General features: G+C 37.2%; 27 protein-coding genes and 3 pseudogenes. 14 read left to right on the forward strand and 16 right to left on the reverse strand.

The annotated features are described in order from the left end of the window. Positions 1-172: 172 nt before the first annotated feature. The 4 genes from ACN19N_RS08115 (at position 173) to ACN19N_RS08130 (ending at position 3,719) form a co-directional block, all read left to right on the forward strand. A complete protein-coding gene (locus ACN19N_RS08115) occupies positions 173-1,165 on the forward strand; it encodes a DUF1852 domain-containing protein (RefSeq protein WP_269230375.1) in 993 nt (330 codons plus the stop codon). 30 nt (positions 1,166-1,195) lie between these two features. Further along, positions 1,196-2,224 (forward strand): methionine synthase, encoded by a 1,029-nt coding sequence (locus ACN19N_RS08120; RefSeq protein ID WP_269230374.1) that lies wholly within the window; start codon positions 1,196-1,198, stop codon positions 2,222-2,224. 151 nt (positions 2,225-2,375) lie between these two features. Further along, complete coding sequence (locus ACN19N_RS08125) at positions 2,376-2,867, forward strand: flavin reductase (protein WP_269230443.1); 492 nt, start codon at positions 2,376-2,378, stop codon at positions 2,865-2,867. A 51-nt stretch (positions 2,868-2,918) separates the two neighbouring features. Then, on the forward strand, positions 2,919-3,719 hold the full coding sequence (locus tag ACN19N_RS08130; RefSeq protein ID WP_269239622.1) for a sulfite exporter TauE/SafE family protein: 801 nt from the start codon (positions 2,919-2,921) through the stop codon (positions 3,717-3,719). 97 nt (positions 3,720-3,816) lie between these two features. Here the strand turns inward: ACN19N_RS08130 and ACN19N_RS08135 are convergent, their stop codons facing one another. Further along, the gene (locus ACN19N_RS08135; protein ID WP_293746348.1) at positions 3,817-4,515 is read right to left on the reverse strand and encodes a DUF1826 domain-containing protein; all 699 of its coding nucleotides are present in this window, start codon (positions 4,513-4,515) and stop codon (positions 3,817-3,819) included. Between the two features lie 204 nt (positions 4,516-4,719). Between ACN19N_RS08135 and ACN19N_RS08140 the strand changes: the two genes are divergently transcribed. Next, complete coding sequence (locus tag ACN19N_RS08140; protein ID WP_420001071.1) at positions 4,720-6,051, forward strand: type II toxin-antitoxin system HipA family toxin; 1,332 nt, start codon at positions 4,720-4,722, stop codon at positions 6,049-6,051. Then, positions 6,048-6,356, forward strand: coding sequence for a helix-turn-helix domain-containing protein (locus ACN19N_RS08145; protein WP_269230370.1), 309 nt, complete (start codon positions 6,048-6,050; stop codon positions 6,354-6,356). The genes ACN19N_RS08140 and ACN19N_RS08145 overlap by 4 nt, the downstream gene beginning before the upstream one ends. Before the next feature lie 77 nt (positions 6,357-6,433). Here the strand turns inward: ACN19N_RS08145 and ACN19N_RS08150 are convergent, their stop codons facing one another. Together ACN19N_RS08150 and ACN19N_RS08155 are read right to left on the reverse strand one after the other, a co-directional pair. Beyond that, entirely contained in the window at positions 6,434-6,670 is a 237-nt protein-coding gene (locus ACN19N_RS08150) for a VF530 family DNA-binding protein (RefSeq protein WP_089604344.1), read from the reverse strand. A gap of 579 nt (positions 6,671-7,249) precedes the next feature. After that, positions 7,250-7,996 (reverse strand): TenA family transcriptional regulator, encoded by a 747-nt coding sequence (locus ACN19N_RS08155; RefSeq protein ID WP_269230369.1) that lies wholly within the window; start codon positions 7,994-7,996, stop codon positions 7,250-7,252. A gap of 342 nt (positions 7,997-8,338) precedes the next feature. Here ACN19N_RS08155 and ACN19N_RS08160 point away from each other — a divergent pair. The 3 genes and pseudogenes from ACN19N_RS08160 to ACN19N_RS08170 form a co-directional block, all read left to right on the forward strand. After that, positions 8,339-8,884 (forward strand): annotated as a pseudogene (locus tag ACN19N_RS08160) (GGDEF domain-containing protein); the annotation flags it as partial. Between the two features lie 72 nt (positions 8,885-8,956). After that, positions 8,957-10,116, forward strand: a protein-coding gene (locus ACN19N_RS08165; protein WP_420001054.1) for an IS3 family transposase whose coding sequence is annotated in 2 segments (ribosomal slippage) — positions 8,957-9,191 and positions 9,191-10,116 — 1,161 coding nt in all. Because the reading frame shifts where the segments join, the coding sequence is not laid out codon by codon here. A 17-nt stretch (positions 10,117-10,133) separates the two neighbouring features. Further along, a pseudogene (locus tag ACN19N_RS08170) lies at positions 10,134-10,844 on the forward strand (GGDEF domain-containing protein); the annotation flags it as partial. A 67-nt stretch (positions 10,845-10,911) separates the two neighbouring features. Here ACN19N_RS08170 and aroC read toward each other — a convergent pair. The 12 genes and pseudogenes from aroC to ACN19N_RS08230 all read right to left on the reverse strand — a co-directional run bounded on the left by aroC (position 10,912) and on the right by ACN19N_RS08230 (position 20,230). After that, positions 10,912-12,003, reverse strand: coding sequence for a chorismate synthase (gene aroC, locus ACN19N_RS08175; RefSeq protein ID WP_420001072.1), 1,092 nt, complete (start codon positions 12,001-12,003; stop codon positions 10,912-10,914). A gap of 15 nt (positions 12,004-12,018) precedes the next feature. Then, complete coding sequence (locus tag ACN19N_RS08180) at positions 12,019-12,384, reverse strand: hypothetical protein (RefSeq protein WP_269230366.1); 366 nt, start codon at positions 12,382-12,384, stop codon at positions 12,019-12,021. An 11-nt stretch (positions 12,385-12,395) separates the two neighbouring features. After that, complete coding sequence (prmB, locus tag ACN19N_RS08185; protein WP_420001073.1) at positions 12,396-13,409, reverse strand: 50S ribosomal protein L3 N(5)-glutamine methyltransferase; 1,014 nt, start codon at positions 13,407-13,409, stop codon at positions 12,396-12,398. A gap of 144 nt (positions 13,410-13,553) precedes the next feature. Beyond that, positions 13,554-13,670: pseudogene (locus tag ACN19N_RS08190) on the reverse strand (hypothetical protein); the annotation flags it as partial. A 36-nt stretch (positions 13,671-13,706) separates the two neighbouring features. After that, the gene (locus ACN19N_RS08195) at positions 13,707-14,894 is read right to left on the reverse strand and encodes a vWA domain-containing protein (RefSeq protein ID WP_420001074.1); all 1,188 of its coding nucleotides are present in this window, start codon (positions 14,892-14,894) and stop codon (positions 13,707-13,709) included. 12 nt (positions 14,895-14,906) lie between these two features. Further along, complete coding sequence (locus tag ACN19N_RS08200; RefSeq protein WP_277560848.1) at positions 14,907-15,758, reverse strand: AAA family ATPase; 852 nt, start codon at positions 15,756-15,758, stop codon at positions 14,907-14,909. Positions 15,759-15,795: 37 nt separating this feature from the next. Then, positions 15,796-16,182: a hypothetical protein gene (locus ACN19N_RS08205; protein WP_269230362.1), complete on the reverse strand. Its 387-nt coding sequence runs from the start codon at positions 16,180-16,182 to the stop codon at positions 15,796-15,798. Beyond that, positions 16,175-16,435, reverse strand: coding sequence for a YcgL domain-containing protein (locus tag ACN19N_RS08210; RefSeq protein ID WP_269230442.1), 261 nt, complete (start codon positions 16,433-16,435; stop codon positions 16,175-16,177). The genes ACN19N_RS08205 and ACN19N_RS08210 overlap by 8 nt, the downstream gene beginning before the upstream one ends. Positions 16,436-16,615: 180 nt before the next feature. Further along, entirely contained in the window at positions 16,616-17,758 is a 1,143-nt protein-coding gene (locus ACN19N_RS08215; RefSeq protein WP_293744034.1) for a ribonuclease D, read from the reverse strand. 279 nt (positions 17,759-18,037) lie between these two features. Next, positions 18,038-18,634 (reverse strand): recombination mediator RecR, encoded by a 597-nt coding sequence (recR, locus tag ACN19N_RS08220; protein ID WP_005160191.1) that lies wholly within the window; start codon positions 18,632-18,634, stop codon positions 18,038-18,040. Positions 18,635-18,700: 66 nt separating this feature from the next. Next, the gene (locus tag ACN19N_RS08225; RefSeq protein ID WP_293744037.1) at positions 18,701-19,030 is read right to left on the reverse strand and encodes a YbaB/EbfC family nucleoid-associated protein; all 330 of its coding nucleotides are present in this window, start codon (positions 19,028-19,030) and stop codon (positions 18,701-18,703) included. A gap of 12 nt (positions 19,031-19,042) precedes the next feature. Next, positions 19,043-20,230 carry an O-succinylhomoserine sulfhydrylase gene (locus tag ACN19N_RS08230; protein WP_004662102.1) on the reverse strand — a complete coding sequence of 396 codons (1,188 nt, stop codon included), beginning with the start codon at positions 20,228-20,230 and terminating at the stop codon, positions 19,043-19,045. 134 nt (positions 20,231-20,364) lie between these two features. On the opposite strand from ACN19N_RS08230, the gene ACN19N_RS08235 reads away from it, so the two are divergent. Next, positions 20,365-21,450, forward strand: coding sequence for an alpha/beta fold hydrolase (locus ACN19N_RS08235; protein ID WP_250749072.1), 1,086 nt, complete (start codon positions 20,365-20,367; stop codon positions 21,448-21,450). A 3-nt stretch (positions 21,451-21,453) separates the two neighbouring features. Next, positions 21,454-22,326, forward strand: coding sequence for an NAD(P)-dependent oxidoreductase (locus tag ACN19N_RS08240; protein WP_420001075.1), 873 nt, complete (start codon positions 21,454-21,456; stop codon positions 22,324-22,326). Positions 22,327-22,412: 86 nt separating this feature from the next. Here the strand turns inward: ACN19N_RS08240 and ACN19N_RS08245 are convergent, their stop codons facing one another. Further along, the gene (locus ACN19N_RS08245; protein ID WP_293744044.1) at positions 22,413-22,679 is read right to left on the reverse strand and encodes a hypothetical protein; all 267 of its coding nucleotides are present in this window, start codon (positions 22,677-22,679) and stop codon (positions 22,413-22,415) included. Between the two features lie 337 nt (positions 22,680-23,016). On the opposite strand from ACN19N_RS08245, the gene ACN19N_RS08250 reads away from it, so the two are divergent. From ACN19N_RS08250 to ACN19N_RS08260, 3 genes are all read left to right on the forward strand, one after another. Next, on the forward strand, positions 23,017-23,286 hold the full coding sequence (locus ACN19N_RS08250) for a YARHG domain-containing protein (protein ID WP_004662096.1): 270 nt from the start codon (positions 23,017-23,019) through the stop codon (positions 23,284-23,286). A gap of 87 nt (positions 23,287-23,373) precedes the next feature. Continuing rightward, positions 23,374-23,787 carry an HIT family protein gene (locus ACN19N_RS08255; RefSeq protein WP_420001076.1) on the forward strand — a complete coding sequence of 138 codons (414 nt, stop codon included), beginning with the start codon at positions 23,374-23,376 and terminating at the stop codon, positions 23,785-23,787. A 249-nt stretch (positions 23,788-24,036) separates the two neighbouring features. Beyond that, positions 24,037-25,137 (forward strand): porin, encoded by a 1,101-nt coding sequence (locus tag ACN19N_RS08260; RefSeq protein WP_269230356.1) that lies wholly within the window; start codon positions 24,037-24,039, stop codon positions 25,135-25,137. The last annotated feature ends 78 nt before the right edge of the window (positions 25,138-25,215 follow it).

Here is a 25,215-nt window from a genome sequence, read left to right on the forward strand (position 1 = left end):
TGATGACTCAGCTTGCTGCCTTTCATTCGCAATGGATACAACAAAAACCTTAACATGAATTTTACTCATCTTGTGGTTAGATTAAATCATTTTTATTCATCTAATGATTGCGGTATAAATCACTCCATAGAGAAATTTAGATTTTATTGCAAAAATTAGGATACCAATCATCATGAGTACAGAGTTTGCATGTTCAATTAAACGCATTCGTTTTGATGAAAACTATCAACCAGCGGATAGCACACGTCTAACGACTAATTTTGCCAACTTAGCACGCGGTGAAAGTCGAGAGCAGAATCTTCGTAATACACTTCGAATGATTAATAATCGTTTCAATGCTTTAGCACAAACTGATAATCCGAATGGTGACCGTTATTCACTTGAAATTGATATTATTTCTGCGGATTTAGATATTGAAGGTAATGGTAAAACTTTTCCAATCATTGAAATGCTGAAAAGCACCATTACCGATCATCATACCAATCAACGTATTGAAGGCATGATTGGCAATAGTTTCTCATCTTATGTACGTGATTATGATTTTAGTGTGGTGCTGAAAGAACACAATAAAGAGAACTCAACTTCGTATGCACCAGAAGGTTTCGGTGATTTACACGGTAAGCTTTATCAATATTTAGTAAATTCAGATACTTTTAAGGCTGAATTTAATCAACAACCTGTCATTTGTTTAAGTGTTTCAACGGCAAGGACTTATCAGCGTACTGTTAATGAGCATCCAGTTTTAGGTGTTGAGTATAAACAAGATGCATACTCACGTACTGATGAATATTTCCACAAAATGGGCTTACAGGTTCGCTTCTTCATGCCGAAAGGTAGCGTTGCACCTTTAGCATTCTATTTTTCGGGTGATTTATTACGTGATTACACTGACTTCGAGCTGATCAGTGCAATTAGTACCATGGAAACTTTCCAAAAGATCTACCGTCCTGAAATTTACAATGCAAATTCTTCAGCAGCACAGGTCTATCAAGCAAGTCTAGAGTACCCAGATTACTCCTTAACACGAATTGTTTACGACCGTGTAGAGCGTGGTCAGCTTGCTGTAAAACAAGGTAAATGGACGGAAGAAAACTTTATCAAGCCTTATCAAAATATCCTTGAGCAATGGGCTGCGAATTACACCGTAGACAGTAACGCTGCTTAATTTACCTGAAATAGAGATAGAAGATTTACAATGGCAATTTTATTACCAACATCAACGGCTGGCAGTTTACCAAAACCTTCATGGCTTGCTGAGCCTGAAAAACTTTGGTCACCTTGGAAATTAGAGGGTGAGGCATTAATCGAAGCAAAGCAAGATGCCTTGCGTTTATCTCTGCAAGAACAGATCCATGCAGGGATTGATATTGTCAGCGATGGTGAGCAAACACGCCAACATTTTGTCACAACATTTATTGAACACCTTGATGGTGTGGATTTTGAGAAGCGTGAAACGGTGCGTATCCGTAATCGTTATGATGCAAGTGTTCCATCTGTAGTCGGTGCAGTCTCTCGTCAAAAGCCAGTATTTGTAGAAGATGCTAAGTTTTTACGTAGCCAAACCACACAACCAATCAAATGGGCACTTCCAGGTCCAATGACCATGATTGACACGTTATATGATGGTCACTATAAAAGCCGTGAAAAACTGGCTTGGGAATTTGCCAAGATTCTTAATCAAGAAGCGCTTGAATTGGAAGCTGCGGGTGTCGACATTATTCAATTTGATGAACCTGCATTTAATGTGTTCTTTGATGAGGTAAATGATTGGGGTGTTGCCACTTTAGAAAGAGCGCTTGAAGGTCTTAAATGTGAAACAGCCGTACATATCTGCTATGGCTATGGCATCAAAGCCAATACCGATTGGAAAAAGACTTTGGGTTCAGAGTGGCGTCAATACGAAGAAGCTTTTCCTAAGCTACAAAAATCTAAGCTCGATATCATCTCACTCGAATGCCAAAACTCTCGTGTGCCAATGGATCTAATTGAACTGATTCGCGGTAAAAAAGTCATGGTTGGTGCGATTGATGTGGCAACCAATAATATTGAAACAGCGGATGAGGTTGCAGATACGCTACGTAAAGCGCTTCAGTTTGTCGATGCTGATAAACTTTATCCATCTACCAACTGTGGAATGGCGCCTTTATCTCGTCAAGTAGCACGCGGTAAGCTGAATGCCTTGAGTGCAGGCGCAGAAATTATCCGAAAAGAGCTCTCTTTTTAATATTTAGAAATTTGGAAATATCGAATGGGCTACTTATTAATTTAGTTAGTAGCCCATTCAGTTTGAAATAATTTAGATGTGCAAATGTGACGCAAGTGTGTGTTAGGGCTTAATCTAAAGAAAAGCTACAGTTCAATTTAGGAATAAGATGATGATTGAAGCAACTGACTTTAGAAATGCGATGTCTTTACTGACAAGTGCAGTGAATGTAGTGACTACAGCGGGAGCGTCTGGTCGTCATGGATTTACCGCATCTGCTGTATGTAGCGTTACGGATACACCTCCGACATTATTGGTGTGTATGAATACAGCCTCTAGGTCACATGCACATTTTATTGAAAATGAAACTTTAACTGTGAATGTTTTAGGCGCGCAACATCAGCATATTTCCAATGTATTTTCTTCTAAGTTGACGTCTGAAGAGCGTTTTAAATATGGAACTTGGACTAAATTAAAAACAGGTGCACCTGTTTTAGAGGATGCTCTTGTCAGTTTTGATTGTCAGATTGAACAAATTCAGGAAGTAGGAACACATACTATTTTTATTTGCCGTACAGTTGCTATTCAAAAAAGTCAGCATGAACATAGTCTGGTGTATTTTAATCGCGCTTATCACCAAGTGGGTGAGACTGAAGTTGCTTAAATTAACATTCGCTATTTATCTAATATTAACCTTCAATCAAGTAAGTATGTCGTGGAATTAATCATTTTTTTAGCTATAGGTGCATTAGCGGGATTTGCTGCTGGGCTTTTTGGTGTTGGCGGTGGACTCATCATCGTACCACTTTTATATGTGGTCTTTACGCAAATGGGGTATGATTCTGAAGTTGTGATGCATCTTGCTTTGGGTACTTCATTAGCCACGATTATTGTGACGTCTATCAGCTCATTAATGGCGCATAATAAAAATGGTGCAGTAATTTGGCCTGTATTCAAAAATCTGACTCCTGGTTTAGTCATTGGGTCATTTTTTGGTGCAGGTATTGCGGGATTACTATCAAGGGAACATTTACAACTGATTATTGGTGTTTTTGTGATTTGGGTTGCATATCAGATGTTTACTGGTGCAAAAAAAGTCATTGATCAGAATAAAGCACTTCCTTCAGCAGCTAAACAAGTATTTGCTGGTACTGGAATCGGCGTTGCATCTGCAATTTTTGGGATTGGAGGAGGGAGCTTAACTGTACCTTATCTCAATCATTATGGTGTGGTCATGCAAAGAGCGGTGGGAACATCTGCTGCATGTGGCTTACCTATCGCAATCGCAGGTGCGCTAGGGTTTATGTTATTTGGTATGAAAGAACAAATAAATGTTCAGAACAGCATTGGTTTTGTTCATATTTATGCTTTTCTTGGTATCAGTGCGATGAGCTTTTTCACCGCAAAGCTAGGTGCTAAAGTGGCACATGCTTTATCACCGCAAATGTTAAAAAAATGCTTTGCTGTATTGTTACTTATTGTCGGATGTTTTTTCCTTTTTAAAGGAATACGTTGAAATATAATAGGTTGATTATTCAAAAGCTCATTAGATATGGGCTTTTATACATTAGAGCTTAATGGATCTATTTTTTAACTCTTTGAGATATAAATAGTTAGCAAATCAAGAGTAGACGATATTCGCCTTCATTTTCAATAGGTGCTCTATGAACACAAGGTAAAACGTGCTGCGTCGGGTGATCAACTGCTAGACGCCAAAGATGTCCTAAACCCAAATTTAAAGGTCTTGCATCAGGGAGCGGCTGGTAATGTAAATCGAAGAAATAATCTTGTAGAAAATTTTCAAATTCAGCTTCTGAGCCATGATGTAATTCTTTAAGCTTATCTCTAATTTCGGGAATCAAAACTTTTTGCTTAACTTGATCGCTTGGCAAAATATCACTTGCCGCGCCGTGATAAGTACATAAAAAAGTATCAGTTGGGATGGGGGAACGATCAACATGAAATGAATACACATCGGTTGAAATAAAATTTAACTCATCATCACGTTCGTAATTTTGAATTAAGTTAAGGGTAGGTGAAGCGCCGAAATCACTTAATAGCTGCATATCTTTTAAGATGATTTCTCTTGCTAAATGACCTTGTTCGGAAAGTTGTAAAGCCAATAGATCATCAACCGAAACCTCAGTGATATTTTCCTTTAGCTGAAGCTTTTTTACGATTTCTTGAAAATCTCCATTCAGGTTTCTATACCAACAAATCGCATTTCTATCTCCTTGAAAATTAGAACCGACAAGTTCAGAGAAACTAGAAACCACATTAATTTGCTTGTGGTCAGAAAATGCATTCTTCATAAAAAGAAGTTTATCAAAAAGAAATTATGTTTAATGATACACAGTTTGGTTGGGTTATGAACTATCACGTTGAGCAAATTAGCTTAAAGATGAAATGAGCAAAATTATACTCAAAAAATTATATAAAAAATAATTATGCGCAAATATATTCACAAATATAAAAAAATAGAGTATTTTTGAGAAAATAATTGCTCATTCATATCAATGAAAAAATTAACAATACAGGCGTTACTTGATCAAAGTTGGTTTGATATTGCTGAACTTACGCTATTAGAACCAAAACTAGGCTCAGCAAGTGCTAGTGAATTAGCTTACGAGTTAGAATACGCAATCCATAATTTGGATAAACGAGATGAGCATGCCTGTAGTCTATCACTACCTGTACAAATACTCATAAAACATGAATCTAGTTCATGGTTTGGTTTTTTAGATGATATTGTTCCATCAGGTGCTGCACGCCGTTATTGGGTGAATTTTCTAGGTCTACAAAGACTAACGCATGCAGAGCAAGATAGTATTTTATTAGAAAAAGGTGGCATCGCACCCGTAGGCAATTTGAGAATTAAAGAAGCTCTTCCAGCAATCAATCCTGACTCAACTCTACATCTACGTTATTTTAGTCAAATTGATGTTGCTGATCGAAATGTGGATTTTCTTGAATATGCACAGCAAATGGGGGCAATTAGTGGTGGTGCAACAGGAGCGGGTGGTGAAGCTCCCAAATTACTAATTCGTGCTACCAAAGATCAAAATATTTGGATTGATACTTATCAACAAAACTTTGATCAACCTGATCAACACTATCTAGTTAAATTTCCTCGGAATAATCGTGCTGAGATAGACTGTAATATTCTCAGAGCAGAATACTATTATTATCAAGAACTAAAAGAATTAGGTTTCAAGACCATTGAAACAACAGAAATGAAGCTGATTGAAGGTGAAAAATATCCATCTTTATGGCTGCCGAGGTTTGATGTCGAATGGCACAATCAACAATGGCATCGTCATGGGCTTGAATCCATCTATTCAATATTAAATAAAGCTTCAGGTAGTCATCTCAATCACTTTGAAGTGATTGAAAATCTATGTAAGTTACTTATATCTATTGATTCCGAATTTGATTCAACACAATTCATTTGTGAATGGTTACAAAGGGACTTATTGAATATTATTTTTGGTAATTCTGATAATCATGGACGAAATACTTCATTTCTAAAAAAATCTGGAAAAATTTCGCTTGCTCCAATTTATGATTTCGCTCCAATGAAAGCTGATCCAGAAGTTGTTACAAGGTCAACAACTTGGGGAAGTCCTTATGAGGAAGGAGGAGAATATCAATGGGATAAAATTACCCAAAAACTAGAACATTTATGCGATCCAAATTTATCTCTAACGACATTAAAATCTTTGGCAAGTCATCTTGTTGGCTTAAAACAAAGATTACTTGATAGAGGTGTACCAAAGCAGATTATAGAGATACCAGCGCTTTCATTTGACTACGTTGAAGCTAAATTAGAAAGATGGGAACTATTATGAATATAAAAAATCAGACTCAAGATCGCCAACAAATCCTGATAGATCTATATATGCAATACTTATTGAATGAAATAACACTGGGACAATTATTGGCGTATTTACGCAAAAACATTCTGAGTATGTCTCAAGAACAATATGCAAATTTAGTCGGTGTAAGTCGCAGGACATTAACTGATATCGAGCAAGACAAAGGAAAACTTACTCAATCAGTTTTAGACAAGGTCTTTAAACCACTTGGATTGAAAGCAGGACTTGTACCAACTCATGAGCACATTGTGAGAAAGATTCTTAAACCATCAGAATGAGATCAATGGCAAAGTTTAACTCTGTGTACCAAGACTGTGTAGCCTAAATTAAAATGCTGGGGCTAGGGTTTTGATAGCTAAGATTTCTGTTTAGCTTTTTGGCGTAAGACATACAAATATAAGCTTTCTACTTTTTCACGTGCCCATGGTGTGGTACGCAAGAATCGCAATGATGATTTAACACTTGGATCTATGCAAAAACATCTAATTTCAATTTTATGACTTAAGCCTTCAAAGCCACCGTAGTAATCCAATAATTCATCCAAAATGTCAGCAAGTTTTTTGCCATGTAGAGGGTCATTGGAGGCGTTCATAATAGATCAACCATATTTTTGAGACCGTTATTATAACCTGAGCGAGTTGAAATAGGTCAGCATTACAAGGCTTATGCAATCATGGCTTTAATGCATAAGCCTTTCACGTAGCGGTCTGATTTCTGCATAACTTATATTACTATCATTAGGATACTCAGTAATGTGATGTATAATCGTAGATTATTACGTTACTAAGCTATGGCAACAAACAGTGTTGTGTAGACTACAGTCTCGGATATCTTATTTAACATAATATACATTATACGCAATTGTTAAAATATAAGTTTTTGATATTTAATAACGATTATTCTTTATCATAATCTTTTTCAAATCCCGATGGTTCACCAGTAACTTCTTCTACTGTTAAAAGTGTGCAGTCACAACAACGTTCCATATATCACCAATGAAGAACGAGAAAAAATTCTTACTCGTTTTGAAGAAATACATAGTTAATCTAGACAACTTAACGCCACTGAGCTCCCTAAATTAGAGAATTTCGACGATAAAATGAATCCATTTTAAAATTAAATAAAAACTGCTACTTAGCACCCCAACTAGGTAGCAGCTTATTCGGTATTTTTAATTATTATTTTGTAACTTGTAGCACTCATCTAAAGCTAGCTCATAATAAGCCAAGCCTTCTTTCGCTGCTAAAAAAGCTTTTCTCTGAGAAACCGGATCTTTGTCACATAATCTCTTAATTAGCTCCATCGCTTCATAAGGATGTAGATCATCGTAGTGTGCATGAGCTCTTAACCATGCCAATGATCTTTTATTAATACTTACTTCTGGAGTTTCTGTATAAGCTTGTATTCCTTTATATACATGAATGGTCCAATCCCCTGTAGCCCACTCTATTGCTAAATTTGTTGCAGCAATACTCTCCGCTAAACTTCCCCTAAAATTTACATCCCATAAAAAATGATTGACCGCATTCATTGCTACTGGTGGTCTAACTTCATTCAACATTTCAGTCGTTATGCCAAAACCCTTCGCCCAATCTTGATACCAATGTAAATGTCTTTCTTCAACTTTGATATTTTGAATTAACCAATCTCTAGTCTCAGTTACACCATCTAAAGAAAAAGCCGTCGCTTTAGCTAAAGCACCTGCCATATATGATGGAAAATGAGCAACCAAAGGATAAAAATTTAATAATGCTGACCGAAAGCATTTTAAATTTAGGCTACCGCTTGCCATATTTAAAAACAAAGGGTGTTTGCTTACTCGTTCTTTTGCAGGAACAAGTTCATCCCAAAATTGTTGTGCCCATTCTGAGTGAGGTGTTATTTCTAGTTTTGTTCCATATTGCTTCGTAACAGTCATTTCGATCCATCCTATTTCGTATGACTTATTTCAATCATTTTCCACGATTGCTGCTTATTTTTATAGCTAGATTTGATCGTAATACAATCAATATACAATGATTGTTATTTAATTTGTAACATTTTTTTATCTGTTCAGCATTTTATTAAGTTTAATCATTATATTAGTTGCTAATACATTCATATTACACCCGAAAAATATAGAATACTGGTAATAAAATCTGATTATCATAAAAAATTATTAATTTTATATAATCCAATACACATTTTATTTAATTCAGTGTAACGTAGTTAACAATCCCTATTTACATTTATAAGAACATTGGGGGCGATGAGAGATAAGATGAAGTTAAAAGCATCCAACTTACTGGGGCAAGAACAAATTGACTTGTTAATTTCTCGCGGACTAAATTTAGTTTGGTTTCCTAAAGAATTAGAAGTCATTTATAAAGATCAGTATAAAAATGAAGCTGCACATGAATTCCGTTACCGTGCACCAATCATTCTATGCCTCTATTTATATTTAAGTTTTGGTACTTATCAGGTTCTACCTACAGAACTACGCACTGCATGGGTCGCGTACTACGGTTGGGTGGGCATGATAATTGTTTTTGCATGGTTACTTGCTTTCATTCCATCGATGAATAGATGGTTTGATTACTATGTTTGCTTAGGCTCTACAGGTGCCGTCGCTCTTACTTTCACGTTAATTAATGTATTGGAACATGGTCAGAATAACGTTCTTTTTCATGCCGCTATGATGTATGCCGTGGTCATTATATATGGCTTTGTTGGTATGCGATTTTATACAGCGATGTTTGCTGGTTGGTGTGGTGGTTTAATTGGTATTGCCATTAGTGTTTGGTTTAATGGATCAATTGATTGGACTGATCCTAGCCAAAATAATGGACAGCATGTCCCTCTAAAGATAACGTAACTTCAATCTTTGGAGATCCAAGAAATGGCTAAACGTTTTAGTCCGGAATTTAAACAGCAAGCAATTGATCATGCACTTTCAAACTCCCACGAGCCTATAGCTGCAATCGCCCATAAATTAGGTGTGGGTTATTCAACCTTAGATAAATGGATTCGTGAAGCCAATCCAGTAGGTTCAAGCAAACGTCAACTTTCTCCTGAACAACAGCGGATATTGGAATTAGAAAAAGAAGTCAAACAGCTCAAGGAAGCCAATGACATCTTAAAAAAAGCGCATGTGTACTTTCTGACAGATCATGCCAAGAAAAGTACACGGTAATTCAAGATATGGATGTGAATGAAGTCACTGTGTCTTCTGTCTGTAAATGCCTAGATGTCAGCACTTCAGGCTATTATGCCTGGCGAAAACGCCAGACCAATACAGCGCAGAAATACAATGATTTAAAAGTTGTATATTGGCAGCATCATGCGCGCTTGGGTGCACCGTCATTGGTACATGACATGCGTGATTTAGGTTATCGCATGAGCGAACGTACCGTTGGAAGGATGCTAAAAAAGCTTGGTTTACGTAGTAGGATTGCACGTAAATACAAGCATACGACTGATTCAAACCATCGTTTGTCTACAGCATCAAATTTGTTGGATCGCCAATTTACAGTTACTCAGCCTAATAAAGTTTGGACAACGGATATTACCTATATCCGAACTAAAGAAGGCTGGCTGTATTTATGTGTGATGCTAGATCTATTCAGCCGTCGTATTGTGGGTTGGCAAACCAGCCATCGAATAGACCGCCAATTGGTGTGTGATGCGTTTAATTATGCAATGGCTCGTCAGGGTTATCCAACGGGTGTCATGGTGCATTCGGATCAAGGTAGTCAGTACTGTAGTCGTGATTTTAGGGCGCTATTATTGACGAATAACTGTATTCAAAGCATGTCTAGACGAGGAAACTGTTGGGACAATGCAGTGACCGAAAGCTTCTTCCATACCCTGAAGGGGCATGTAGTACATGGCAGTGTATTTTCTACGAGAAAAGAGGCAAATGCTATCTTGTTTGAGTATATTGAAGTTTACTACAATCGAATCAGAAGGCATTCTGCAAATGGCTGGTTAAGTCCAGAAGCCTTTGAACAGAAATATTTCAAGAATTTAGAGGGATCGGTTGTCCACGATACTGTCTAGGATCAGCCATTAGTGTTTGGTTTAATGGATCAATTGATTGGACTTACTTAAATCGGACTTATACTTTTAGTAGCTTTCTAGGAATGGCTTTAGCTTATGCAATAGATCGGCAACATAGAGAGAATTATCTACAAGACTGTATGATCGAACTAAATCGATTAGAGCTTATGCGTCAGGCGCAACAACTTTCAATTTTATCTCAACAAGATGCTTTAACTGGTTTAGCGAACCGTAGATACCTCGATGAAGTGCTTGAAAATGAGTGGAAACGCTCAATCCGTCATGAAGTTCCTATCACAATCATGATGATCGATATCGATTTTTTTAAACTATACAATGATACATTAGGCCATATTCAGGGAGATCAATGTCTTAGACGAATTGCCATTTTGCTCGGTTCAATCTCATCGCGAAGTGGAGATCTTGCTGCACGTTATGGCGGTGAAGAGTTCTTACTTTTATTTTCCATGACGAATAAAGATCAAGCACTTATACAAGTTCAACGTTTAATGGAATTGGTACGAAATATAGAGATTGCACATCCTCGAAGTAATGTCTCTAAATATGTAACGATCAGTGCAGGTGTTGCAACAACAACCCCTCATCTTAATGACAGTCTATCAGAGTTTATCTCTAAAGCAGATCATGCTTTGTATGTAGCAAAAAGTAATGGTCGAAATCAATATCATGTTGCAACGAGTGAAAATGTAATTTCTGAGACTTTATAAGATTAATTTTTTATTATTAAAAAACATACTTGCGCCCAAAGTGTCGCAAGTATGTGAAAAATCAAAATTATGGCTCAATTGGTTGAAATGGAACTACAACATCAGCATTTTGAGCACGATGTCTTAAAAAATGATCCATTAGAACAATTGCTAACATTGCTTCAGCAATTGGAGTCGCTCGAACGCCCACACAAGGATCATGACGACCCTTGGTTAACACATCCGTGTTTTCTCGATCAATTGTAATGGTTTTACCTGGAGTGGTAATACTGGCAGTTGGTTTTAAAGCAATCGCGACACGAATCGTTTGACCACTTGAAATACCACCTAAAATTCCACCAGCATGATTTGCAAGGAAACCATCTGTGGTTAGTTCATCACGAGTTTCGTGACCAAACTGCCCAGCAACTGCAAAACCATCCCCAATCTCAACACCTTTAACCGCATTGATACTCATCATGGCATGAGCAATATCTGCATCTAAGCGATCAAATACAGGTTCACCCCATCCTACTGGTACTTTTTCAGCAACGATTTCAAGTTTTGCACCGCAACTTGTCCCTTGCTCACGTAATGCTGTGACTAATTGCTCGAAGCGAGGAACTGCATCAACATCACCACAGAAAAATGGATTATTTGGCACTTCAGCCCAATCTAACTTTTCTGCAATTTCATTCCCAATCTGTGTTACATGCCCGCGGATATCAATACCAAATTTCTCTGCCAAATACTTTTTAGCAATCGCGCCCGCTGCAACACGCATCGCTGTCTCACGTGCACTTGAGCGACCACCACCACGATAATCACGGAAACCATATTTTTGAGTATAGGTATAATCAGCATGACCAGGACGGAATGTTTGGGCAATATTACCGTAGTCTTTTGATTTTTGATCTGTATTACGAATCAATAAACCAATTGATGTACCCGTAGTTTTGCCTTCAAAAACACCAGAAATAATTTCAACTTGATCAGGCTCTTTACGTTGCGTTGCAAACTTAGAAGTACCCGGCTTACGGCGATCCAAATCTTTTTGCAAGTCTGCCTCGCAAAGTTCTAGTCCCGGTGGTACGCCATCTACAATTGCCATCAAGCCAGCACCATGTGATTCACCACATGTCGTCACACGGAATAACTGACCAATACTATTTCCTGCCATTTTCTAACCTATCTTTTATTCATCGAAACTGTGGTGCATCTCTTCAAGCATTAATTCATAGATATTCCCTAAAACATCATCATCACATTGCTGACGATAACTCAGGACAATATATTCAATCAGACTTTTATGATCTGAAAGTAAATAAAGACTATGAATCAATGACTCCGCGGCATCAGGATCAAACTCACCATACCCTAGATTTACAAGGAGTTGATCAAATTGCTGACAAATTTCTTGCTTAAAAACTTCCGAATTAATTGCATCAATTCCACTCTGATTCCATTTGTTTTTTAATGCAATCAAACCATCTTTAAATTGCTGAATTTTAGTTTGATCTAAGTCAGGTTTAGCTACTAATAGAATTGCTGCAATTGGCATCTTGTACGACTCTAGATCTGCTCAACAGATTGTTGAAAGATGTCTTTATAACGGCGGCATTGTTCAGCTGTTAAAGCAAAAATACCAGAACCGCCTTTTTGGAATGTAAGCCAATGGAAATCAACAGTATTAAAGTTTTGACGCATTGCCCATTCTGAATTACCGACTTCGATAACGATTAAACCATCTTCTGTCAAATAGTCAGCAGCTTGCGCTAACATTTTACGAACCAAATCTAAACCATCTTGACCAGCAGCAAGTGCAAGCTCAGGCTCGTGTAAGAATTCTTCTGGTAAATCTGCCATATCTTCTGCATCCACATAAGGTGGATTGCTTACGATTAAATCATATTGATTTTCAGCAGGAATTTTTGAGAATAAATCAGACTCAAGCAAAGCAACTTGATATTGCTTATCATGGTGTTCGGCATTAATTGATGCAACTTCTAAAGCTTCTTTGGAAATATCAGTTGCATCCACTTCAGAATCTGGAAATGCATAAGCTAAAGCAATCGCAATACAACCAGAACCCGTACACATGTCTAAAATACGTTGTGGCGTTTTCGGATTCGTGTTTTCTGGTAAATTATTTAATGCTTCAAGCATTTGACCATTTTCATTTAAACAATATGGTGCAAAGCGTTGTTCGATCAATTCGGCAATTGGCGAACGCGGAATCAGTACACGTTCATCTACATAGTATGGTTTATTACAGAAATATGCCAAATTTAATAAATATGATGTTGGAATGCGATCATTGATGCGACGTTCTAATAGACTTAAAAATTCTGCTTTCTCAGTTGGGAGTAATTTTGCATCTAATATTTCTGCATCAGCTTTCCATTCTAGAGAAAGTGTTTGCAAAACAAGTGCAGAGCTTTCTGCAAAATAATCTTCAGTACCTTGACCTAAGTGTGCATCATATTGACGAAGTGCGGTTACACCAAAACGAATAAAATCTCGAATTGTTACTAAGTTTTCAGCCGCTTCTTGTAAATGTTCAGGGCTGATTGTAGGTCGCTCCACTTAGGCGTCTCCAAAAGTGCTAATTGCAAAAACGCTTTATTCTAACGGGATTAGCGTCTATTTAACAGAAAAAAAACCGCCTCTATACAGAAGCGGTCATTATTTTGATATTTCAATATCTACGAGTCAGAGTCCAAATTTATCAGCCACATAATCAGCATCCATTGCTTCTTTTAAATGATGAGGAATAAATTGACCACCAAAATTACCAAAGAAACCTGCTTCATTCGGTAAAGCAATCCCATTAATTTGATATTCCATGATTCCTCCTATTTTTATAAAGTATGCATATAAACGCTAACGAGACAAATAACGGGTCATATCCTCAATGCCTTTTAATGTCATTGGGTACATATGATTTTCAAAAATTTCTTTGATCCAGTTAATGGTCTGGGTGTAATGCCAGTAACTTTCCATTTCAGGATTCAACCAAGCGGTTTTGTCAAAATGCTGACGTAAACGCCTTAACCATACTTCTCCAGCCTCATCATTCATGTATTCAACTGAACCACCTGCCGATTTGAGTTCATATGGTGCCATACTGGCATCACCAACAATGATGACACGATAGTCACGACCGTAAGTATGGAATAAATCCCATGTATTCATACGAGTTGAACTACGACGGTGGTTATCCTTCCATACATAATCATAAAGACAATTGTGGAAATAGAAATATTCTAAGGTTTTGAACTCAGACTTCGCCGCACTAAATAATTTTTCACATTCAGCAATATAGGCATCCATTGAACCACCAACGTCAAACAACATCAGTACTTTAATGCGGTTACGCCGTTCAGGAACCAATTGCACATCCAAAATGCCCTGTTTTGCTGTTTCTCGAATAGTCCCATCAACATCAAGCTCTTCAGCCGCGCCTTGACGAGCAAACTTACGTAAACGGCGTAAAGCAATTTGCATCTGACGTGTTCCTAAAACTTGATCATCATCAAGATTTTGGTATTTACGCTGCTCCCACACCTTTACAGCCGAACGTTTACGCCCCGGCCCACCGATACGAACACCTTCAGGATGATCGCCAAAAGCACCAAAAGGCGAAGTTCCGCCAGTGCCAACCATTCGATTGCCACCCTGATGCTTTTTATGTTGTTCACGTAAACGTTCTTCCAACATTTTCATCAGTTCTTCCAAAGAACCTGCTTTTTGTAGCTCAGCACGTTGCTCTGGTGTTAGATGTTTTTCTAATAATTCAAGGTCAAACCAATCTTTAGGTAACTTGTGAACTTGTTTAAGTAACTCGTCCAAATCAAAAGTTTCAATGCCATCAAAATAATCTTTCATGGCACGATCGAACTTATCAAAGAAACGTTCATCTTTGACTAAAACTGTTTTAGCCAACTGATAGAATTCTTCCTGATCTGCAAATACCAAACCCGATGCAACCGCTTGGTTGAGATCAATCAGCTCACGAGTTGTAACAGGTACACCATATTTACGTAAGGTGTAAAACAATCGCACAAACATGTGATTACACTCTTAGCGGCGTGACATAAAAGCTAAACGTTCAAGTAATTGTACATCTTGTTCATTTTTAATCAGCGCACCATACAGTGGCGGGATTGCTTTTGATTTATCATGATTACGCAATACATCTTCTGGCATATCATCTGCCATGAGCAAGCTTAACCAATCAATTAACTCTGAGGTTGATGGTGGTTTTTTTAAATTCGTGACTTCACGTAGTTTAAAGAACACTTGCAATGCTTCACTGACCAAAGTATTAGAAATATTGGGGAAATGCACTGCAATGATTTCACGCATCGTTGCTTCATCAGGAAACTCAATATAATGAAAGAAGCAGCGACGTAAGAATGCATCTGGTAGTTCTTTTTCATTATTCGAAGTAATAATCACAATCGGGCGTTGTGTTGCAGTAATGGTTTCACCAGTCTCGTAAACATAAAAAGACATTTTGTCGAGTTCATGCAATAAGTCATTTGGGAACTCAATATCTGCTTTGTCAATTTCATCAATCAACAATACACAACGTTCTTCACTGGTAAATGCTTCCCACAATTTACCCGGTTTAATATAGTTTTTAATGTCATAAACACGGTCATCACCTAACTGGCTATCACGCAAGCGAGAAACAGCATCATATTCATACAATCCTTGCTGAGCTTTGGTGGTTGATTTGATATGCCAAGTAATTAGTTTTAGACCTAAACTTTCTGCAACTTGTTCCGCAAGTAATGTTTTACCTGTACCTGGCTCACCTTTTACCAATAATGGTTTTTGTAAAGCACGCGCGGCTTTTACCGCAAGTTTCAGGCTGTCAGTTGCAATATATTGATCTGTACCAGTGAAGTGTTGTGTATCAGCAGACATTTGAAAACCTTATTTTTCTTTAACTTTATGTGAATATCTAAACCGAACGTGCAAGTTTATTTGCACTGTATTTTGACCAGCAGAAGCCGATCAATAATCCTGTACCAATGACAAAGAGAATCAAAGATAAATTTGACCAGATTAAAACATGCTCTTTTGTGAGTACGCCAAAAATCAAACCAAAAATAGCAGGTGCTAATTCTGAATTGGGACCTTCAGAAATTGTTGGTGTGGCAAGGATTGCAAAAACGATAATCCAAAGAATTCCTCCTATTGGATTAGGCATACGTGACATCAAACGATACCAACACCATAATGCAATCATTGCACCTGTAACATACACAATAATCGCAACATTCTCTTCAGGAAATTGTTCCAGTAGCGAAAGAATGTGAGACCACATTGCAGTTATCGTTTCAAGCACCACGCAACCCCTCTGGCGCTACCGCATTTGGATTAATAAGTCCTTCTGGCGGCATTTGAATAAAAAAACCTTTGGTCTGTAATGAGTCTAAGACATGCAATACGTTTACACGTGCAAGTTTCCGCTCACCATGAAGTTCCAAATGCATTACAAAAGTTGCTTTGCCAAATGCTTGCAAAACAGTCTCAGGAACAGATTCAAAAGGATTTTCTTGTTCCGTATCAGCAGAATAATTTGGACGAGCAATATACATATACATTTCGTCTTTCTTGCTTGATCTATAAATATCGCAGTGCATGTTTACTCACAACTCTTATCAATCTTAGAGGCTGTTGGCAGTTCATTCAACAGTCCTTAAACAGCATACATGAAAAAAAAACTAGGTACATTAACGAATGTTAACGCAACAGTCGTATTTCACAGCTGAACTATTTTACCTAGCTAACTTCATTTGGGCCGCCAAATACTCAATATCTTGTCGCAGTAATGCAACCAATGGCTTGGTCAAGATATCGTAGCGCCAACCTAACAAATAACTTGGCAACTCTTGCTCTTCTAAATGGAATACAACATATTCATAAATTGCATTCAGCCATTTCTTACGTAGCAAGACTTCTTTTGGTATTCCTGTCTCAAATACGACACGGTCAATCAAAGCATCGACCTGAGGTGCAACTTCTTTTGAATTACTTTTAACAGGTCGAGCCATTCTTAATGGCCATTCATCTTCAGGCGGTAAAAATTTTAATAAATCCAATATCGTTTTGCCATGTTCACGCACAATATTTGGACGAATATCTTTAACTTGTGCAAGTTGGAAATTATTACGTGGATTTTTTTCCACTAAATCTAGCATTGTTGTATTTTTGAGGACAAAACTACGCGGTTGATTCATGGCTTTGGTAATTTGCTCACGCCAAATACTGAGCTGCTGTAATTGCATTAACTCACGACGTGAATGACGATAATTACCAATATCGGTATATAGTTCTGTCAATGGAGTTTCTATCGCAATTTCTTTCGTTAAATTCTGACAATCTTCCAAAACATATTGATAAAGCCCTTTACGCTGTAAATCATGTTTTAATGTATCAGCGAGCTTTGTTAAATATAAGACATCATTTGCGGCATAATTAATTTGCTCTTGACTTAAAGGGCGTGCCAACCAATCTGAGCGAGTTTGATCTTTATCAATCTCAATATTTAGGCAGGTTTTTAATGCATTTTGATAGCTGACCTGAAGCCCATGACCAAGAAATGCCATTGCGATCTGTGTATCAAATACATTTTTTAATGGTTTTTGATCTGCATAATGATAAATTAAATCAATATCTTCGCCACAAGCATGAAAGATATTTTGCTGAGCAGCAAAAACTTTCTGCCAAAACTGCTCTAAATCAAGTGCTGTTCCATCTAGTAAAGCAATTTGACCATTACAATTAATCTGGCACACCCCAAGTTTCGGATATAAGGTATCAACCTTAATGAACTCAGTATCAAGTGCGTAGGTAGAACATTGTTCCATTTGAGTGAGGAGAACAGCAAGATCTTTTTGCTGTTGAATGAACTGAAACATATTTGCTCAAGTAAAATAATAAAAAACACTAGCAAGACAACTGTAAAATTACAGTTTTTGCTGAAACGAAACTAAATTAAATCTACAAAGAATAATTTAATCACTATTCCACATGAAAAACATGAAATTACTCCTATTCCATTCATCAAAAACGAAAATCCTTTTCGTTTGCTCATAGTGCCATAAATTAAAACAAATATACCTAAAATAATGTAAGACAAAATGTAAAAGTGAATTATTTGTTTAAATTAATAGTATGAATTTACAATAAATATAAAACTATTTCATCTTCATACGATTGTGTACTGCTTGGCTTAATGTATGACTATCAACATACTCTAATTCGCCACCTTGTGGTACGCCTTGTGCGATCCTTGTCATGTGAATTGGCAAATGTTTCGTTGCTTCAACCAAATAATGTGCAGTCGCTTGACCTTCCACGGTAGCATTAGTTGCTAAAATTACTTCTTCAATCTGTCCTTGGCTTAATCGTTGAATCAAATAAGGAATACCAATTTCTTCGGGACCTATACCGTCTAATGGAGACAAATGACCACCAAGTACATGATATTTACCTCTAAAGCTTCCACTTTGTTCGATTGCCATGACATCAGCTGGAGATTCAACGACACAAAGCAATTGCTCATCTCTTTCTACAGACGCACAAATATCACAAATTTCATTTTCAGTTAATGAATGACAAATATGGCATTCGTGAATATGGCTCGAAGCCTCATGTAATGCATACGATAATGCAAAAGCACCTTCACGATTTTTCATCAACAAATGTAATGCCATCCGTTGTGCAGATTTTGGACCAACGCTTGGTAAAATACGCAATGCTTGAACTAGCTGTTCAAATCGTTCACTAAACACAGATCAACTCTATTATTTATAAAAAAGGTTCTCTAAGCCTCACAAAAAGACTTAGAGACTTTTGGCTTAGAATAAACCAGATAAACCTGGTGGTAAGCCCATACCTGAATTCGCACCTTGAAGTTTTTCTTCAGAAATAGCTTCGGCTTGACGTGCTGCATCATTCATCGCAGCAGCAATCAGATCTTCAATCATATCAGCTTCATCTTGTAATAAGTCTGGGCTAATTTCGATACGCTTAACGACATTACGACAAGTCATCGTCACTTTGACCAAACCACCGCCCGCTTCAGCATGCACTTCAGTTTTAGCAAGCTCTTCTTTGGCTTTTTTAAGATTTGATTCCATATCTTTTTGCATGCGCTGAGCTTGCTGCATGAGCATATTAATGTTCATAAGTTTCTCTCGTTAAATTAAATCTAAACCGCGTGATAAGTCACGAATAATATCATTAATATCTTCTAAACCAACAGAGACACGAATTAAGCCTTCTTCAATTCCTGCTGCCTGTTTGGCTTCGGCAGACATTCTACCATGCGAGGTCGTTGCTGGATGTGTAATTGTTGATTTAACATCCCCTAGATTACTGGTAATTGATAAGAAACGCGTGTTATCAATAACCGTCCACGCACCTTCACGTTCGCCTCTTACGACAAAAGATACAACACCGCCAAAACCTTTTTGCTGTTTTTTGGCTAATTCATGTCCGGGATGATCTGTTAAACCAGCGTAATACACTTTTTCAACCTTTTCATGTTGGTGTAACCACTCCGCAAGTATTTGTGCATTTTCACAATGCGCTTTCATACGAATACTCAGAGTTTCTAAACCTTTCAAGAAAATCCATGCATTAAATGGGCTCATTGAATTACCCAAAGTACGGATTACACCATTAACTTCTTCAAGTAAATCGTTTTTGCCAACAACTGCACCACCTAATGCACGCCCCTGACCATCAATATATTTTGTTGCTGAATAAAGCACTAAATCAGCACCGAACTTGATAGGTTGTTGCAATACTGGCGTACAAAAACAGTTATCTACAGCAAATAATGCGCCATTGGCATGAGCAATATCTGCAATTGCTTGCATATCACCAACCTGTGCCAAAGGATTCGAGGGAGTTTCAATAAAGAGAATACGTGTATTCGGACGAATCGCTTGTTTCCAGCCTTCAAGATCATCCAAATCGACAAACGTCACTTCTACAGCAAATTTAGCAACATATTTTTCAAATAAAGCAATGATTGAACCGAATACTGCACGAGAACAAATCACATGATCGCCAGCTTTTAAATATGCCATACACATAGCATGTACAGCCGCCATACCAGAACTTGTCGCAACTGCACGCTCAGCGCCATCTAATATCGCTAAGCGTTTTTCAAAGGCTTGTACTGTTGGATTGGTATAACGTGAGTATGTATTTCCTGCGATTTGCCCAGAAAATTTTGCGGCAGCATCTGCTGCACTTTCGCAAACAAAAGAAGATGTTAAAAAGATAGGTTCACTATGTTCCCCTTCAAAGGTACGATCATGCCCTGTGCGAATAGCCAGTGTTTCAAGTTGGTATTCTAAATCATCGCTTGGATTCATCGTTTTGTATGCCTTATGATCAGGTGTTTAAATATGCCAACATTTTGAGCGCCTAATGTATTTAAGGTCAAGGCGTAAGATGAAATTATCGCTTAGACTTCGTGCAATCTTGACTCATGATGAGACTTTCAAAGATGAAATCACTTGTAGAACAGCAAAAAATAAATTTTAAACATCTCGCTATGCGTGTCTTCGATGCAGATAGGCTTGTATTGTCACAATCGACACCTTATCAAGTGATTGCTGAATTTAAACAAACTCGTGTTCGGTTTTATGCTTCTGAAAACAAACGTTACAAAGAGCCATTGGTATTTACAGCTCCTCTTGCCATCAATATGGATATTTATGATCTATATCCATACCGCTCTTTGATTAAGCATTTTCAAGAAAGTGGTTTTGATGTTTATCTAATTGATTGGGGTAAGTTGACTTACAAGAACTACCAAGTGAATTTCTTATCTTTTATCGATAAATTTATTCCACGTTGTATTGAGGCGATTCAAAAGCATTCTAAATCTGAAAAAATATCTTTGCATGGTTGGAGTATGGCTGGAATTTTTGTCACTCTTTACACCGCTCGACACAAGCCAAATGCGGTTAAAAATTTAATTGTTTTAGGTAGCCCAATTGATAGTTATGCATCGGGTTATATCGGAAAATTATATAAAACACTGGCATATATTACGACGCGTAACCCAACCATCAAAGATTATGTCTATAACCGTTTACCTAAGTTGATGATTCATTCACCTGGTTTTTTAAACTCATTAGGTTTTAAATTGTTAGATCCTAAGGGCTGGATTGACGGCAATATTCAATTACTCAAAAATCTTGATAACCTCAAACTGGTACAAGAAGACGCAACACTCAGCCATTTCTTAAACAATATGATTGATTACCCGGGGGGGATCAACCAAGACATGCTGTTTAATGTCTGGATGCAGAACCCATTAAAAAATGGTGCAATCACACTAAAGAATAAAACCATTGAGCTTAAAAACATTGAATGTTCATTACTTGTGGGTGCTGGTAAAAGTGATCAACTTGTTACTTCTGAGGCAGCTTTTCCTCTGACACAGTTGACAAATAGTCAAGATGTCACGTTTACTTTGATACCTGGCGGACACTTAGGTTTAATGTCTAGTCAAAATAGTTCAATTGAGTTCTGGCCAACACTGACAACTTGGTTAACAGAACGCTCAACTCCAATAAAAAGGTAAACTATGACTCAATCTGTTGCATTCATCGGTTTAGGTGCTATGGGCTATCGCATGGCTGCGCATTTACCCAAGTATTTTGAGAAAGTTTATGTATGGAATCGTAGCTTCGATAAAGCCGAACAACATGCAACAGAATATGGCACTTTAGCGGTTGAACTTGCTGAAGCCGTTCAGGCAGATGTGATCTTTTCTTGCTTGCCGACCAGTGATGATGTTGAAACATTAATTGAAGGTGTGAACATTAAATCAGGTGCAATTTGGATTGATTGCACCAGTGGTGTTCCTGAGGCAGCGCGCCGTCTAGCAGAACGATTGAAAACACAAAATATTGATTTTCTCGATGCGCCTGTCAGCGGACAAACCATTGGTGCAGAAAATGCAACACTTACGGTTATGGTGGGTGGCGACGTTAATGCTTTTGAACGTGCTTATCCTGCGATGGCAGCAGTCGGAAAGCTCATTCAGCACGTAGGTGATTCGGGCGCAGGATTTGCCGTTAAAGCAATTAATAACATGTTATTGGCAGTCAATTTATGGTCGGTTGCAGAGGGGTTTAGTACACTCAAAGCGCATAGTGTAAACCTAGATGCAGCTTTAAATTGTATTAATTCATCTAGCGGTAAAAGCATGGTTACAGAAACTATTTTTCCGCAACGGGTACTTAGTCGTGAATTTCCTGTAACTTTTGCATTGCCTTTGCTCGCAAAAGACACAGGTATTGCATTGGATTTAGTGCATGAGGCGAAACTTCCAGCCCCGATCCTTGCCCTCACTCAAAGTTTGATCCAAGCAGCAAACCTTACAGCAGAACCGAATAGTGACTTTTCTTCTGCTGTCAAAATGTATGAAGAATGGACAAAAATCATACTAAAGTAAAAAGCTCAAGGTATAGGTAAATTGGAATGGGAGAACAGGCTGTTATATTGTAGTAGCCCTATTCTCCTATCTTAACCTAACTTTAGTTAGCGATTTTTCCAAAATAACACTTCTAATTTAAATTCTGATTTTACTAGAAATGCACACATAAACAATGATATACCAATTACAATAATCATATTGTCTTTAAATGCAATCCCAAAACCGAATATAATGATGGATGCGACAAGAATTGCATAAAAAGCAATTGCACCAACTTTTTCATTCAATCTCACAGCCACCACCCCAAAAAGAAGAATCATTCTCGACAATTGCAATAAGCATACAATAGTATATTTAAATTTATATGACATTTTAGAAATTCTTTAGATGATTTTTTGTCATTATTAGATTCTATTTTAAAACACTGATTCTTTGTACTATAGGTATTTTCTCTGACTTATGAAAAAGTAAGATTAAAATCTCTATAATTAGTTGTTTTTAATGAATCTTAATAAAAGCTATTGATATATAAGGTATTTATTTATTGTGTGAATGAATTATGGATAAAAATTACACTCCAATAATACAGTTTCATTGAAATTTCATTCATAAACCGTATATTAGTAGTTGAACTTAAGTCAAATCGTGAAAATAGACATATTTTCTTAATTTATTTGAGTTCATGCCTTTTAACTAGAGGAATACCTCATGAATAAGTTTGCGGTTGCAGTTTTTGCTGGATTGGTAAGCCTTACAGGTTTTAACCTTCAAGCAGCTACACCAGAACAAGAATGTAAAAAGTTGCAAGATGACTATAACCTCATCTATGCATCTAAAGGATTTTGTTTTAAAGATGCAGATGCCAAGGCTAAATATGGTAATGAAAACTGCCATACAACAAAGCCTAAATTTTCTGACAGAGAGCAACAACGCTTAGATGAAATTAAAGAGCGTCAAAAAGAATTAAATTGCAAATAAAAGCCTTATTTTTAAGTCTTAGCAGTTTATTTTCTATTTTTGTCTGAAAAGCAAAACTTCTCATCTCATTATATTAAAGGACTAATCATGGCGTACGATGACCAAAATATTTTCGCAAGAATCTTACGAGGCGAACTACCTGCAATCAAAATCTATGAAGATGATCAGGTCCTCGCTTTTATGGATATTATGCCTCAAGCAGATGGTCATGCTTTAGTTATTCCTAAAACACCTGCTGTTACTTTGATGGATTTACCTGCTGATGCAGCAGCCTATACGATTCAAATTGTTCAAAAGATAGCTAAAGCAATTGAAACCGCTTTAGATGCTAAAGGGATCGTACTAATTCAACTTTCAGGAGCTGCAGCTGGGCAAACAGTTCCACATGTGCACTTCCATTTGATTCCTAGCTCTATTCATGAGCTTGGTCGCCATGCAGCTCAAATGGGTGATCAGGAAAAAATTACGGCTTTGGCTGAAAAGATTAAAGCAGTACTTTAAGTTAAATAAATAGTTAAAACGGGGATATTCCCCGTTTTTTATTTTCTAATTATATAAAAATCAATAACTAAAATAATTATTACCAAATATTAATCGTCATCAAACTGTCATTTTTCTTTCACTTATCTGTCACAAAGTTTGCCGATACTGCTTACAAGTCAGTGAGCTGTGTAACTTTATGTACACAAGCAAGCTTATAACAGTAACTAAGGCATCAGCCATTTACAAAAAGTGTTTGGAGAAATCTCAATGAAAAAATTGCTTCTTGCTGCTACTGTAGCAACTTTAGCCATGAATGCAGCGCAAGCAGCACCTACATTGTATGGTAAGCTCAATGTGACTTTGGATCAAATCGACAAAAATGGCTTTAAAGATGAAAGCGTAACAAAAATTAACTCAAATGCTTCTCGTCTTGGTGTGAAAGGCGAAGAAAAGTTAACGAATACCCTTTCAGCTGTTTACTTAGCAGAATGGCAATTAAATGCTGATAGTGAAGATAAAGATGGTAAGGAATTAACACAACGTAATCGTTTTATTGGTCTTAAATCTGATGGTGTTGCAACATTAAAAATTGGTAAATTTGATTCTTACTTTAAAACAGCTGCTGGTAATAACCAAGATATTTTCAATGACCACAATGATCTTGATATGACAGCTGTATTAGCAGGTGAAGATCGTCTAAACAATGTTATCGGTTTTGAAACTGATAAAAAATTATTGGCTGGTTTAGCATTTAACATTATGTTCCAACAAGGTGAAGAAGCTTCTACCGCTGATAGTACTGCTAAGGGTAAAAAAGGCAGCCGTGATGGTTTTGGTGATGGTGTATCAACATCAATCACTTATGAAAATAAAGACATCGGTTTGAATGCTGCTGTGGCGGGTAACTTCGGTGTTGCATCAAAATACAATGCTTATGATTTATCTGGTATTTATACTGATGCAGTTCGTGTAACTGGCTCTATTGATTTAACTCAAGCTGGCGTTGATGGTTTAGTATTCGGTGCTTTATGGCAAACTGCTCAACCATCTGATGATACAGTATCAACTTCAAGCGGCACGCCTGCTGTTGTAACCTCTTATAAAGGCTTACAAGAAGATGCTTATGGCTTAACAGCAGCATATGTTATTCCATCTACACCTGTGAAGTTAAAAGCACAATACATTTCTTCAACAACTGAATCTGATGGTCGTAAAGATCGTAAACAAGACCTTTATGGTTTCGGTGCTGACTACCAAATCAACAAACAAGCTCGTTTCTACGGTGTTGTTGGTCAACAAAAACGTGACTGGTTAACTAAAGATGACAAGAAGACCACAATTGGTTTAGGTATGGAATATAGCTTCTAATTTGAAGTAAATTATAAGACAAATAATAAAAGGGCAAATTGCCCTTTTATTTTTTTCTAAACTTTTCTAAAAGATAAA

The sequence above is a fragment of the Acinetobacter sp. LF10 genome (genome assembly GCF_048585715.1).
Classification (GTDB): Bacteria; Pseudomonadota; Gammaproteobacteria; order Pseudomonadales; family Moraxellaceae; genus Acinetobacter.